Origin of the sequence: Herbidospora galbida, from assembly GCF_005233835.1 — a bacterium.
Lineage (GTDB): Bacteria > Actinomycetota > Actinomycetes > Streptosporangiales > Streptosporangiaceae > Herbidospora > Herbidospora galbida.
Window position 1 is genome coordinate 46,532 of record NZ_SZQA01000035.1, and the last position, 13,548, is coordinate 60,079.

A 13,548-nucleotide genomic window follows, 5' to 3' on the forward strand; every position below is an offset into this window, starting at 1 on the left:
GCAGCATTATGCCCACGACGCGAGGAACCCCTACCAGGTGACCTGACGCCGTCCGCGCGTCCCTTGGGTCGCCTCTAGTCTCGTATCGATGAAGATCTCCGTGATTGCGGCGCTGGTCCTGTTCTTCGCCGTGGCGTCCGTTCCCCGGCCGGACGAGCGGGCCCAGATCCTCGCTTCGGCGTACGCGCTGATCGGCCAGTACCCCTACTCCTGGGGCGGCGGCCACTCTGGGAGCGCGGGCCCGTCGCTGGGCACCTGCAAGGGCTACCGGGGCGACATCAAGCCCTGCCCGGCCGAACGCACCCACGGCCTCGACTGCTCCGGGCTGGCCCGCTGGGTCTACGAGATCGCCTACGACCACGACGTGCTGGGCCCCGGCACCACCGACGACCACCTCGGCCGGCTGCGCCGGGCGGCGGTGCCGGCCCCCGGCGACCTGGTCTTCTTCGGCACGGCCAAGCGCACCCACCACGTCGGCGTCTACATCGGCGACGGCAAGATGATCAACGCCTTCAAGACCGGGACGATCGTCCGGATCGACCCCGTGAACGCGCTCGACGACCTGCTCGGCTACTACCGGATGTGAAACCAGGACAGCAGGGTCAGGCCACGTAAGGCGGCTGGCCGCTCTCGCTCTGCATCGGCAGCCCCGACGCCGCCCACGACTGCATCCCGCCGCCGACGTTGACGGCCTCCCACCCCACATGGTTCAGCCACGTCGCCGCCTGGGCCGACCGGCCGCCGACCCGGCAGATCACATAGACCGGCTGACCCTGGGGCACCTCACCCACCCGGTTCTGCAGCTGGCCGAGCGGGATGTGGGTCGCCGAAGGGGCGTGGCCGGCCCGCCACTCGTCGAGTTCACGCACGTCAAGCAGGTAAGCGCCCTCAGGCACACCGGTCGGTTGCACGTCCCGCAGAGTCATGCGCCCCAGTGTAGGGACAGCCGGCCCTACTTGAGCAGTTTGCTCATCCGCCGGTCGGCCAGCGGTTTCCCGCCCGTCTGACAGGTGGGGCAGTACTGCAGCGAGGAGTCGGCGAAGGAGACCTCCCGCACCGTGTCGCCGCAGACCTCGCACTTCTCGCCGGTACGCCCGTGCACCCGCAGCCCGGACTTCTTCTCGGCCTTCAGGTCCTTGGCGGCGATCCCCCGGGCGCGTTCGATCGCCTCTTTCAGCGTGACGACGATGGCGTCGTACAGAGAGGAGATCTGTTCCGGAGTCAGGGTCGAGGCGACCTTGAACGGCGACATCTTCGCCGCGTGGAGCACCTCGTCGGAGTAGGCGTTCCCGATGCCGGCGATGACCTTCTGGTCGCGCAGCAGGCCCTTGATCTGCGTGCGTTTGCCCTCGACGATCGAGGTCAGCGTCTCGACGGTGAAGGAGGGCGTCAGCGGGTCGGGGCCGAGCGCGGCGATGCCCGGCACGTCGCCGGGCGAGGTCGCGACGTAGACGGCCAGGCGTTTCTGGGTGCCCGCCTCGGTCAGCTCGAAGCCGGGGGCGACGCCGAGGGGGTCGGGAGCGAAACGTACGCGAAGAGCGAGTGGGCCTTTCCCCGGCCGCACGGGCTTGGCTCCCGAGAGGTCGTCGCGCCAGCGGAGCCAGCCGCCGCGCGCGAGATGGAAGATGAGGTGGATCCCGTCGCAGTCGAGATCGAGGAACTTCCCGTGGCGGGCGACCGTCGTCACGGTGAGGCCGCCCAATGCGGTGATCGGCGGCGAAACGGTCTTCAACGCCGAGAACGCCACCACGTCGACGGCCTGCACGACCTGTCCGACCGCACGTTCCCGCAGGAACTCGGCCAGCGACTCCACCTCGGGCAATTCAGGCATACTTCAGACTACGTAGGGACGGGCACATGACCAGCATCATCGCCGAAGACGTGCTGCTTCTCGGCTACGACGAGCAGAAGGGCCAGCCCACGATCGGCTCCACCGAGCTGAACGCGGGCCTCGCCGGAGCCCTCCTGGCGGAACTGGCGATCAAGGGCCGGCTCAGCCTGGCCGACAAGAAGGTCGTCGTGACCGACGAGACCCCCGTCGGGGAGCCGGAGCTCGACGCGGCGCTGGCGCGGATCGCCGCCGAGGCCAAGGTCCGCAAGCCCGAGTGGTGGGTCGACAAGCTGCAGGGCGCCAAGCTGCGCGAGCGGCTGCTGGTCCGGCTCGTCGAGGGCGGGGTGCTCTCGGAGGAGCGGGGCAAGATCCTCGGCCTGTTCAAGACCGTCAAGTACCCGGAGCTCGACGGCAGCGTCGAGAGGGCCGTCCGGATGCGGGTGGAGAGCGTGCTGAACGGCGCCGAGCCCGACAAGCGGACCGCGGTGATCATCGGGATCATGCACGCCACCAAGGCCCTGAAGAAGCAGTTCCCCGGCGCCGACGACGCCCGGGTGAAGGAGATCACCGAGGGCGACTGGGCCGGGGAGGGCGTGAAGGAGGCCATCGCCGCCGTGGAGGCGGCCGTGCTGATGGTGATCACCACGGCCGTCATCGTCACGGCGGTGAGCTAGCCCTTCTCGAGCGCGTCCTTCGGCACCGGCTGGTCCGACTCCAGCGCCTCGAAGAGCTTGTTCGCCCGCGTGGTGTCCCACTTGACGACCGACTGCCCGTCGATGGTGGGCAGCGAGCCGATCGGGACCGCGGTGGTGACCGGGTTGTTCTTCATGGCCAGGCCCAGCGAGAGCAGGTTGAACGGGCCGGTGCCCGGGTCGACCGCGACCGACTCGGCGGCGCTGTTGGCCAGCGGGACGGCCGTGAACGGGTTGATCAGGGTGCCGGGGCTGGCGGCCTTCTTGACCACGGCGGAGAAGAACTCGCGCTGCCGCTGGGTGCGGTCGAAGTCGGGGATCGTGCCGGTCTTGCGGGTGCGGACGTAACCGAGGGCGGTGCCGCCGTCCATGATCTGGCAGCCCTTCTTGATGTTCAGGGCCGCCTTAGGGTCTTTGATCGCCTGCTTGGGGCAGATCTCGACGCCGCCGACGGCGTCGACGATGCCGACGAAGCCGCCGAAGCCGATCTCCATGTAGTGGTCGACCCGGATGCCGGTGACCTGCTCGACCGTCTGGGTCAGCAGTTTGGGGCCGCCGAAGGCGTAGGCCGCGTTGAGCTTGCCGTTGCCGTTGCCCGGGATCGGCACGTAGGAGTCACGCGGGAGGCTGACCAGCGTGGGACGGCCGTCGCCGTCGGGAATGTGCAGCAGCATCATCGTGTCGGTACGCCGCCCGACCGCGGAACCGGTGCGGAGCTTCTTCCGCTCGGCGGCGCTCAGCCCGGCCCGGCTGTCGGAGCCGACCAGCAGCCAGTCTTGACCCGGGGTCTCGGCCGGACGCCCGTCGTAGTCGGTGAAGGCGTCGACGTTGTTCATCTTCCCCTGGACACTGAAGAACAGCGCCACGACCCCGATCAGCACCAGCGACAGGAAGACCGCCACGCCGATGGCGATGTTGCGGCCGATGCGACGCGGCTTGCGCGGGCCTTCTTGCACCTTTGGCTCGTTCCCACCACTGGGCATCCGGACCGGTGAGGTGCCCTTCCGGGGCTTGCCGTAGACCTTGGAACGGCCTTTGGGTTCGGGTCCCTTGACTTCCGGCTCGCGAACCGGGTAGGCCGGAGGCTCCAGCGGCCGCCGCACCATTCGCGTCGGCTCGTTGTCCTCAACCACGTTCCTCTACCCCCCGCTTGCCGACATCTGACTCTGCCTTGACGGTACGCCGATCCAACCGCCCGGGGCGGGCCCGTTATCAAGGTTTTCCTATGGAAAAGTACACAGATCCGATCCGGGAAACATCATCGGCAGCTCGCCCGTTACGGTTGAAGCACCCCTAGTTGAAAGGACCGTCGTGTCCGTTTCGGACCCCTGGAGTACCGGCCCGTGCCTAGGCACGGGTCCACGTGAGGCGATGAGATGACCATCGCCCTCGGCCTCCTCGCCGTCCTGCTCCTCACCTTGGCGACCGGCTTCTTCGTCGCCCAGGAGTTCGCTTACGTCGCCGCCGACCGCGCGCTGCTGCGCCAGCAGGCCGACACCAATCCAGCCGCCCGCCGGGCCCTCGACGTCACCGGCCGGCTCTCCTTCATGCTGTCGGGCGCCCAGCTCGGCATCACCGTCACCACCCTGCTGGTCGGCTTCCTCGCCGAACCGGCCATTTCGGTGTCCTTCCGCGGCCCCCTCGAAGACCTGGGGCTGCCGCCGGGCGCCGTACCCGGGGTGAGTGTCGCGATCGGCGTCGCCATCGCCACGATCATCCAGATGATCCTCGGTGAACTGGCGCCCAAGAACCTGGGCATCGCCCGGCCCGAGCCGGTCGCGATGTGGCTGTCGCGCCCGACCCTCCTCTACTTGAAGATCTTCGGGCCGCTGATCCGCTTCTTCGACGGCTCGGCCACCCGGCTGGTCCGGCTGTTCGGCATCGAGCCCGTCGAGGAACTCGAGCACGGTGCCACGCCCGAGGAGCTGCACCGCATCGTCGACGACTCCCGGGATGCCGGCGACCTGCCGCCCCGGCTGGCCGACCTGCTGGAGCGCGCCCTCGACTTCGGCGACCGCACCGCGGAGGACGTCATGGTCCCCCGCCCCCGCGTGGTCTCACTGCACGCCGACTCCCCGACCTCGGCCCTGGTCGACGCGGTACGCGACCACGGCCACTCCCGCTACCCGGTGCTCGGCAGCGACACCGACGACATCGTGGGCGTCGTCGGCCTGCTCGACTACCTGGGCCGCGAGGGCGAGGCGACCATCGCCGGCATCATGCGCACCCCGCTGCTTGTCCCGGCCACCCTGCCCGTGCCGGTCCTGCTCTCCCGCATGTCCGGCTGCACCTTCGCGTGCGTCATCGACGAGTACGGCGGCCTCGCGGGCGTCGTCACCATCGAGGACCTGGCCGAGGAGCTCGTCGGCGAACTGGTCGACGAGAACGACCCCGAACCCCTTGGCGTCACCGTCAACCCCGACGGCTCCTGGGACGTGCCCGGCACGCTGCGCATCGACGAGGTCGAGCGCGCGACCGGCGTCACCCTGCCGGAAGACGACGGCTACGAGACCGTCGGCGGCCTCGTGCTGGCCGATCTGGGCCGCATGGCCGAGCCCGGCGACACCGTCACCGTCGCGACCGTCGAGGAGCACGACCTGCTCGACGACGACGAAGGCCCCCGCCACGCGCTGCTGACCGTGCTCGAAGTCCACCGTCGGGTGCCCCAGATGATCCGCCTCGTCATCGCGGCCCAGGCCGCCGAGGCGGCCGTCGAAGAGCAGGCCCACGAGAACACCGGGCCGCAGGACTACGCGCCCGAGCTCTTCTCGGCCCTGTTCCAGGGGAGGCCGGTGTGAGCTCCACGATGGCGCTCCTGCTCGGCGTCGTGCTGCTGGCGCTGAACGGGTTCTTCGTGGCCGCCGAGTTCGCGGTCATCTCGGCCCGCCGCCACCGCCTGGAAGAGGCGGCCACCGGTCCGTTCGCCCGGATCGCCGCCAGGGCCGCCCTGCGGGGCAGCCGCCAGCTCTCGCTCATGCTCGCCGGCGCCCAGCTCGGCATCACGCTCTGCTCGCTGGGCCTGGGCATGGTGACCGAACCGGCGCTGCACCACCTGCTCGAACCGGTCCTGTCCGGCCTGCCCGAGAGCGTGGGAACCGCGATCTCGTACGTGCTCGCGCTCGGGATCGTCACCTTCCTGCACATGGTGGTCGGGGAGATGGCGCCCAAGTCGCTGGCCCTGACCCACCCCGAGCCGGCCGCCCTGGCCCTGGCGCTGCCGTTCCGCGGCTTCGTCTGGCTGGCCCGCCCGCTGCTGGCCGGCCTGAACGGGCTGACCAACGGCCTGCTGCGCCTGTGCGGCGTACGCCCCCGCGACGAGCTGGCCACGGCGCGCACGCCTCACCAGCTGGCCGTGCTGGTGGCCGAGTCGGGCCGGATGGGCATGCTCGACCGCGACGAGCACGACCTGCTCACGAGGGCGCTGCGGGTGCAGAACCAGTCAGTCGAACGGCTGATGACGCCGCTGGCCGACGCGGTCACGATCGCCGCCGACGCCCCGGCCGAACGGGTGCACAAGACCGCGGTGGCCGCCAACCGGCTGCGCATGCTGGTGACCTCTCCCGAGGGCGTCAGAGGCGTGCTGCACGTCCGAGACAGCCTGGTCCACCCCGATATGACCCCCGGACAGCTGGCGACGCCCGTACCGACCCTCAAGGTCTCGACCCCCATCCCCGACGCGGTGACCGCCCTTCAGGACGCGCGAGCGCAGCTCGGACTGGTGGTCGACGAACGGGGCGAGGTCGTCGGCGAGATCAGCGTGACATCTCTGATCGGCGAACTACTCACGGTGTGATCGCCCCTGCCTCCGGCACGGGGGCGCGCCCTCGCGGCCGTCACACGGGTCGCTCCTGTAACAGGGGGCGGCCCGTATTTCGGGACATTCGGTCTCGCATGACGAGACTTCGGGCAAACTTTTTTCCGCCGAACCCGGGTGCAAGCGGTTTGAAAGCCGCGGTTCGGAGAATATGGATCAGCGCCGTTCGGATTACGGAGGATCAGCTGTGCCACCAGGGACGTTATGCCCCGCAACGAAAAAACCCCGCGGGCGGAAGGTGATCCTTCCGACCAGCGAGGTCGATTCTCTGTGGGCAAGGGGGGAGTTGAACCCCCACGTCCTTTCGGACACACGGACCTGAACCGTGCGCGTCTGCCATTCCGCCACTTGCCCCTTACGGGTGCGCCTCTTTTCGGCTGCCTGGAAAGGTTAGCACGGATCCGCCAGTGCCACTGAACCCGGATACGATCCGTGTAGACGATGGAGGAAGGGAGGTACCCGGTGGGAGTCCTTCAGCGCTTCGAGCGCAGGCTCGAAGGTTTGGTTGAGGGGGCCTTCGCACGTGCGTTCAAGTCCGACCTTCAGCCCGTAGAGGTCGCCAGCGCGGTGCAGAGGGAGATGGACGACCGTGCCGCGATCGTCGCTCAGGGCAGAACGCTCGTGCCCAACGACTTCGTGGTGGAGCTGTCCACGACCGACAACGAGCGCCTCGAGGTCTATGCCGACAGCATCAGCCACGAGCTCGCCAACCTCGCTCGGGAATACGCCAAGGAGCAGGGCTACTCGTTCGTCGGACCCGTCCGGGTGCGCTTCGAGATCGCCGAAGACCTAGCGGTCGGACTGTTCCGGATCAGGTCCGGGGTCATCCGCGGCGCGACGGTCGAGCAAGACGAGATCAGACAGCCGGTCAGCGACGTGCCCGCCGCTCGCAAGAGCAGCGCGTTCGGCGGCCGGCCCCGCCTGCTGGTGTCCACCCAGGACGACCCGCAGGGCCAGCGGTCCTACGAGCTGACCACACCGGTCACTCTTCTGGGCCGCGGGACCGATTGCGATCTACGGCTGGTGGATCCGGGCGTATCGCGGCATCATGCCGAGCTACGGGTCGAGGGTCAGCAGGTCGTTCTGGTTGATCTCGGTTCCACGAACGGCACCTTCGTCAACGGGCAGCCGGTCCGCAGGATCGAGATGCAGGACGGGACGAGGGTGACACTGGGGCGCACGACTCTGGTGTTCAGACGCGATTAAAGGTAGACAAACGGTCCATGTCCGAGCTCGCGCTGCTGCTGATCAGGCTCGCCTTCCTGGCGGTGCTCTGGTTCTTCGTCATTGCCGCGGTCGGCGTGATCCGGACAGACTTGTTCGGTCCGCGAACGGCTCCTTCCGCCAATCCCCGGAAGCTGCCCACGAAACCGGCGAAGAATATTCCTGCCAAGCCCAAGAGGGGGGAGCCACGTCAGATGGTCGTCACAGGTGGCCCCCTACAAGGGACCATCATCAACCTCACCGAACAGCCGATCACGATTGGCCGGGCCACTGACTCGACGCTCGTCCTGAGCGACGACTACGCGTCCAGCCGCCATGCCCAGCTCTTCCCCCAGGACGGCCAGTGGATCGTGGAAGATCTCGGCTCGACCAACGGAACCTATCTCGACCGTTCCAAAGTGACCCGCCCGACGCCGGTGCCTCTCGGGACTCCGATCCGCATCGGCAAGACCGTCATCGAATTGCGCAAATGACAACAGCACTCCGATACGCCGCCCGCTCGGACGTCGGCCTCCTCCGTGAAGGAAACGAGGACTCGGCGTACGCCAGCGGCCGCCTGCTCGCCGTCGCCGACGGCATGGGCGGGCACGCTCACGGTGAGGTGGCCTCCTCGGTCGCCATCGCCGCACTGTCGTCCCTTGACCGGGACGCCTACGGGAGTGACCTGGTCGGCACGATCGAGGCCGCGGTCCGCGACGCCAACCACCAGCTCCACATGATGGTGGCCCGCGATCCCAGCCTGAAGGGCATGGGGACCACTCTCACCGCCATGTTGTGGAACGGCACCAGGTTCGCGCTCGTCCACGTGGGCGACTCGCGGGCCTACCTGCTGCGCAACGGTGAGCTCTACCAGATCACCCACGACCACACACTCGTGCAGTCGCTGGTGGACGACGGCCGCATCACGCAGGAAGAGGCCGCCAACCACCCGCAACGCTCGATCCTCCTGCGCGCCCTCGACGGCAGCGGCGAGGTCGACCCCGACCTGCAGGACCGGGAAGCCCAGATCGGCGACCGCTACCTGCTGTGCTCGGACGGCCTGTCCACCGTCGTCAGCGCCGAGACACTCCATCACACGCTCTCCACCATCGACGATCCGGACGACGTGGTACGCCAGCTCATCGACCTGGCCAATCGCGGCGGCGGACCTGACAACATCACCTGCGTGGTGGCCGACGTCATCGAGACCGACGACGTGCAGCCGCTCAGCCACGCGGCGGCGGTGGTCGGGGCGGCCGGTTCCGGGCGCGTCCGTTCGGCGCCGCCCGACACCCCGGCGGGCCGGGCCACGACGGTGACCGCGCCTCAGCCGGTCATCGTCGACCTCGATCTCGACGACCGACCCGCGCCGGAGGCCCTCGCGGTCTCCGGCCGCCGGGCCGCCCGCAAGCGGCGCACCTGGCCGGTCGTCACGACGTTACTGGTCGTCGTCGTCGGGGTCCTCGGAGCCGGGGGCTACTTCGGCTACCAGTGGACTCAGAACCAGTTCTACGTGGGCGCCGACAAAGGCCGCCTGGTGGTGTTCCAGGGGGTCGACGCCGACCTGGGCTTCGTCTCGTTCAAGCACGTCGTCCACACCTCCGACCTGTCGGTCTCGGCTCTCCCACAGGTGGAACAGGACAAGGTACTGAGCGGGATCATGGTCAACGACGTCGACGCCGGCAAGGCGAAGATCGCCGCGCTCACCGGCGGCACCGAGAGCCCCACGCCCGACGCGTCTCCCAGCCCGACCGTCAGTCCGGCCGACACCTCGGAATCGCCGTCGTGACGACCGCACCCGTGGCGGAGGCGCCGGCCGTCCCGATGACCGCGAAGCGGCGGGGCGCCCAGCTCATCATGCTCGCCTTCGCGATCGTCGTCGTGATGGGCGCCTACGCGAGCGTCGGCCTCGGCATCGACGGCCAGATCCCCTCCGGAACCTTCACCTACGGCCTCGGCCTGGCCGTGCTGATGTTCGCCGCCTACGGCGTGCTGGCGAAATGGGCCCCCTGGGCAGATCCCCTGCTGCTTCCCCTGGTGACGCTGCTCAACGGGATCGGGCTGGTCTTCATCTACCGGATCGAGCAGACCGGGCAGGCCGGCGCTTCCGCCACCAACCAGCTCATGTGGACCGCGCTCGGCGTGGTGATGTTCTCCGCGACCCTGATCGTGTTGAAGGACCACCGGACCTTGCAGCGCCTCACCTACACCATGGGCGCCCTCGGCCTCCTGCTCCTGATCATGCCGCTGCTGCCGGTCATCGGTGAAGACGTCAACGGCGCGAACATCTGGATCAAGATCGGCCCGCTGACCTACCAGCCGGCCGAGATGGCCAAGATGGCGCTGGTCATCTTCTTCGCCGGCTACCTGGTCGCCAAGCGCGACGTGCTGGCGCTGGCCGGGCGGCGGCTGTTCTTCATCGACCTCCCCCGCGTGCGCGACCTCGGGCCGGTGCTCATCACCTGGGGCCTGAGCCTCGGCGTGCTGGTCCTCCAGAAGGACCTCGGCAGCTCCCTGCTGGTCTTCGGCACCTTCATCGCGATGCTCTACATCGCCACCCAGCGCACCTCCTGGGTGCTCATCGGCGTGCTGCTGTTCGTGGGTGGCGCGGTGCTGGCCGGGCAGCTCTTCGGCCACGTACAGGACCGTTTCGAGGTCTGGCTCGACCCCGGCAACCCCGAGTTCTACAGCCGCGAGCTCGGCGGCAGCGAGCAGCTGATGCAGGGTCTGTTCGCCATGGGCTCGGGCGGCATCCTCGGCACCGGCCTCGGCCAGGGCTTCCCCCGCGAGATCCCGCTGTCGTTCTCCGACTTCATCATCGCCGTCGTCGGCGAGGAGCTCGGCCTGACCGGGCTGATGGCGATTCTGATGGTGTACGCCCTCATCGTCGAGCGCGGCCTGCGCACCGCCCTGGCCGCCCGCGACCCGTTCACCAAGCTGCTGGCGGGCGGGCTCTCGTTCCTGCTGGCCTGGCAGGTCTTCATCATCGTCGGCGGCGTGACCAGGCTGATCCCGCTGACGGGTCTGGTCACCCCGTTCCTGTCCGCAGGCGGTTCGGCCCTGCTGACTAACTGGATCCTTATCGCCCTGCTGGTACGCATGTCGGACGCGGCACGACGCCCGCCGCCCCAGGCCATCCAGAACGAAGGACTCACCCAGGTGTTCACGCGATGAACGCAACCATCAAGCGCGCCGCCGTCGCCTGCATGGTCATGTTCGCCCTGCTCATGATCAACGTGAACTATCTGGGCGCGGTCAAGGCCGGCGAGTACAGCACCGACAACCGCAACAAGCGATCCTTCTACGCCCGCTACGGAGTCGACCGGGGCTGGATCACCGCCGACAACGGCAAGACCACCCTGGCCAAGACGGTCGACACCGGCGACAAGACGTTCCGCTACGAGCGCGAATACCCCGCCGGCCGCATGTACGCCCACGTCCTGGGCTTCTTCGCGCCCGAGAGCGCCCGCGGCATCGAGCTCAACGAGAACAAGCTCCTCAACGGCAGCGACCCCGACCTCGTGGTCGGCCGGCTGATCGACTTCGTCAGCAAGAAGCCGCCGAAGGGCGCCAGCGTCGACCTGACGCTGGTTCCGGCCGCCCAGAAGGTCGCCTACGACAGGCTGCGCGCCAGCGGCAAGCGCGGCGCCGTGGTGGCCCTCAACCCGAAGACCGGCGCCGTCCAGGTGATGGTCTCGCTGCCCACCTACGACCCCAACGACCTCGCGGCCCCCGACAAGGCGAAGGTGGCCGCCGCCTACAACAAGCTGGCCGATGACGACACCGACCCGCTGCTCAACCGGGCGATCGAGAAGACCTACCCGCCGGGCTCGACCTTCAAGGTGGTCACCGCGGCGGCGTTCCTGGAGGCCGACCGCAGCCGCGACCCCGAGACGACCGTCCCGGCGCCGCAGGTGCTCGACCTGCCCGACACCACCGCCGGCCTGCCCAACTACGGCGGCGCGGCCTGCGGCAGCGGCGAGGTGACGCTGCGGTTCGCACTGGAGCGCTCGTGCAACACCCCGTTCGGCCAGATCGGCATGGACCTCGGGTGGGACACGATGCGTTCTGAGTCGGCCAAGTTCGGCATCGGCGAGCCGATCCAGTTCGACCTGCCGACCGCGGGCACCACGATCGGCCCCGAGATCGAGACGGCCGCGCTCGCACAGCTCGCCATCGGGCAGCGCGACAACCAGCAGACCCCGCTGCAGATGGCGCAGGTCGCCTCGGCCATCGCCAACAGCGGCGTGCTGATGCGGCCCACGCTGATCAACAAGATCACCGATCCGGACGGCAGCGTCATCGAGGAGCTGCGGCCCGACCAGATCGACGAGGCCATGAGCGGCGAGGTCGCCGACGAGCTCAAGCAGATGATGGTCTCGGTGATCACCAACGGCACCGGCACCGGCGCCCAGATCCCGGGCGTGACGGTGGCCGGCAAGACCGGCACCGCCGAGGCGGGCGACGCCCCGGCGCCGCACGCCTGGTTCATCGGCTTCGCGCCGGCCGAAGACCCCCAGACGGCCATCTGCGTCTTCATCGAGGCCGGCAGCGCCGGCAACGACGCCACCGGCGGTGGCACGGCGGCGCCGCTGGCGCGTGACGTCATGCAGGCGGTGCTCGAAGCCAAATGAGCCACGGCCTGCTCGGCAACCGCTACCGTCTGACCTCCCGGATCGCCATCGGCGGGATGGGCGAGGTCTGGCGTGCGACCGACGACCTCCTCCACCGGGAGGTCGCGGTCAAGCTGCTGCGCGCCCACGTGGCCGCCGATCCGGCGTTCCGCGACCGGTTCCGGACCGAGGCCCGCATCACCGCCGGGCTGGCCGACCCGGGCATCGCCCAGGTCTTCGACTACGGCGAGGAGAACGACCTCGCCTATCTGGTGATGGAGCTGGTGCCGGGAGAGCCGCTGTCGGCGATCCTGGCGCGCAACGGGAAGCTGAGCGCCGAGGTCACCCTCGACGTCGTCTCGCAGTCGTCACGCGGCCTCCACGCCGCCCACAAGGCGGGCGTCATCCACCGCGACGTCAAGCCGGGGAACCTGCTGGTCACCCGCACCGGCCTGATTAAGATCACCGACTTCGGCATCGCCCGCGCCCTCGAGTCGGCCTCGGTCACCGCGACGGGAACGGTCCTCGGCACCGCCCAGTACGTCAGCCCCGAGCAGGCCTCCGGCCATCAGCTGACCCCCTCGACCGACCTCTACTCGCTGGGCGTGGTGGCCTACGAGTGCCTGACCGGCCGGCCGCCCTTCCTGGCCGAGACCCAGGTGGCCGTGGCGCTGCGCCACCTCAACGAGCTGCCGCCGCCGCTGCCCGCCGACGTGCCCGAGGGGGTGCGGGCCCTGGTGATGGCGCTGCTGTCCAAAGACCCCGCACGGCGTCCCGGCAGCGCCCGCGAGCTGGGCGACCGGGCGATGGTGCTGCGCGACTCCCTGGCCGGGCCCGAGGAGGCCCCGCTGAGCACCCTCACCGGTCCGAGCGTCGTCATCACCAACCGGGTGGGCGCCCCGCCGTCGGGCGGGCCCTTGTCGACCAAGCCGCTGCCCCAGAACGGACGCAAGGCGACCGCTCTCGTCGTCGCCGCCGTCGGTGCGGCCGCGGCGGCCGGATTCGGGGCGATTCAGTTCATGCCGACTTCGAAGGAGCCGGAGACGGTGACCGGGACGTCGCCGGAAGATGGTGGTCAGGTGACGTTCGCGCCGGTCGACCAGCCGAGGCGGACGACCCTCACACCCTTGGTGCCGGCCACGCGCCGGCCGCCCTCGGTGCCGTCGGCCCGTCCTATTCCCACGCCGTCGGCTACCGTTGTCAAGACGGCGATCCCGACCAGGAGCCCCGCGCCGTCGCCGACGACCACGACGACTCCCACCCCGACCCCGACGCCGAGCGAGACTCCGACGCCAAGTGAGACTCCAACAACGCCCACACCTTCCCCAAGCGCCACGACCCTCCCGAATGAGGAGACGCCATGACGTATGGGGTCGATGATGGACAACGGCGGCA

13 protein-coding genes and 1 tRNA gene are annotated in these 13,548 nt (G+C 69.2%); 10 read left to right on the plus strand and 4 right to left on the minus strand.

Annotated features, from left to right (window positions below; translation table 11 throughout):
- Positions 1-88: 88 nt before the first annotated feature.
- Positions 89-586 carry a C40 family peptidase gene (locus FDA94_RS29970; protein WP_137250420.1) on the plus strand — a complete coding sequence of 166 codons (498 nt, stop codon included), beginning with the start codon at positions 89-91 and terminating at the stop codon, positions 584-586.
- Between the two features lie 16 nt (positions 587-602).
- On the opposite strand, the gene FDA94_RS29975 is transcribed toward FDA94_RS29970, so the two are convergent.
- Both FDA94_RS29975 and FDA94_RS29980 read right to left on the minus strand, forming a co-directional pair.
- Positions 603-926, minus strand: coding sequence for a rhodanese-like domain-containing protein (locus FDA94_RS29975; protein WP_137250421.1), 324 nt, complete (start codon positions 924-926; stop codon positions 603-605).
- Between the two features lie 26 nt (positions 927-952).
- Complete coding sequence (locus FDA94_RS29980; RefSeq protein WP_137250422.1) at positions 953-1,831, minus strand: Fpg/Nei family DNA glycosylase; 879 nt, start codon at positions 1,829-1,831, stop codon at positions 953-955.
- Positions 1,832-1,857: 26 nt separating this feature from the next.
- Here FDA94_RS29980 and FDA94_RS29985 point away from each other — a divergent pair, with 26 nt between their 5' ends.
- Positions 1,858-2,505 (plus strand): GOLPH3/VPS74 family protein, encoded by a 648-nt coding sequence (locus tag FDA94_RS29985; RefSeq protein WP_137250423.1) that lies wholly within the window; start codon positions 1,858-1,860, stop codon positions 2,503-2,505.
- Here FDA94_RS29985 and FDA94_RS29990 read toward each other — a convergent pair.
- Positions 2,502-3,479: an LCP family protein gene (locus FDA94_RS29990; RefSeq protein WP_246060224.1), complete on the minus strand. Its 978-nt coding sequence runs from the start codon at positions 3,477-3,479 to the stop codon at positions 2,502-2,504. The two genes, FDA94_RS29985 and FDA94_RS29990, sit on opposite strands and share 4 nt — an antisense overlap.
- Before the next feature lie 420 nt (positions 3,480-3,899).
- Here FDA94_RS29990 and FDA94_RS29995 point away from each other — a divergent pair, with 420 nt between their 5' ends.
- Both FDA94_RS29995 and FDA94_RS30000 read left to right on the plus strand, forming a co-directional pair.
- Complete coding sequence (locus tag FDA94_RS29995) at positions 3,900-5,321, plus strand: hemolysin family protein (protein ID WP_137250424.1); 1,422 nt, start codon at positions 3,900-3,902, stop codon at positions 5,319-5,321.
- Entirely contained in the window at positions 5,318-6,316 is a 999-nt protein-coding gene (locus FDA94_RS30000) for a hemolysin family protein (protein ID WP_137250425.1), read from the plus strand. The genes FDA94_RS29995 and FDA94_RS30000 overlap by 4 nt, the downstream gene beginning before the upstream one ends.
- A 292-nt stretch (positions 6,317-6,608) precedes the next feature.
- On the opposite strand, the gene FDA94_RS30005 is transcribed toward FDA94_RS30000, so the two are convergent.
- Positions 6,609-6,691 (minus strand) — tRNA-Leu (locus tag FDA94_RS30005).
- A 108-nt stretch (positions 6,692-6,799) separates the two neighbouring features.
- Between FDA94_RS30005 and FDA94_RS30010 the strand changes: the two genes are divergently transcribed.
- The 6 genes from FDA94_RS30010 to FDA94_RS30035 are packed head-to-tail and all read left to right on the plus strand — an operon-like array spanning position 6,800 to position 13,517.
- The gene (locus FDA94_RS30010; protein WP_030455206.1) at positions 6,800-7,543 is read left to right on the plus strand and encodes an FHA domain-containing protein; all 744 of its coding nucleotides are present in this window, start codon (positions 6,800-6,802) and stop codon (positions 7,541-7,543) included.
- 17 nt (positions 7,544-7,560) lie between these two features.
- Positions 7,561-8,034 (plus strand): FHA domain-containing protein FhaB/FipA, encoded by a 474-nt coding sequence (locus FDA94_RS30015; RefSeq protein ID WP_030455205.1) that lies wholly within the window; start codon positions 7,561-7,563, stop codon positions 8,032-8,034.
- Positions 8,031-9,329: a Stp1/IreP family PP2C-type Ser/Thr phosphatase gene (locus FDA94_RS30020; protein ID WP_137250426.1), complete on the plus strand. Its 1,299-nt coding sequence runs from the start codon at positions 8,031-8,033 to the stop codon at positions 9,327-9,329. The genes FDA94_RS30015 and FDA94_RS30020 overlap by 4 nt, the downstream gene beginning before the upstream one ends.
- A gap of 35 nt (positions 9,330-9,364) precedes the next feature.
- Positions 9,365-10,714 (plus strand): FtsW/RodA/SpoVE family cell cycle protein, encoded by a 1,350-nt coding sequence (locus FDA94_RS30025; RefSeq protein WP_137250462.1) that lies wholly within the window; start codon positions 9,365-9,367, stop codon positions 10,712-10,714.
- Positions 10,711-12,174, plus strand: coding sequence for a peptidoglycan D,D-transpeptidase FtsI family protein (locus FDA94_RS30030; RefSeq protein WP_137250427.1), 1,464 nt, complete (start codon positions 10,711-10,713; stop codon positions 12,172-12,174). Before FDA94_RS30025 ends, FDA94_RS30030 begins: the two co-directional genes overlap by 4 nt.
- Positions 12,171-13,517 carry a serine/threonine-protein kinase gene (locus tag FDA94_RS30035; RefSeq protein ID WP_137250428.1) on the plus strand — a complete coding sequence of 449 codons (1,347 nt, stop codon included), beginning with the start codon at positions 12,171-12,173 and terminating at the stop codon, positions 13,515-13,517. The genes FDA94_RS30030 and FDA94_RS30035 overlap by 4 nt, the downstream gene beginning before the upstream one ends.
- The last annotated feature ends 31 nt before the right edge of the window (positions 13,518-13,548 follow it).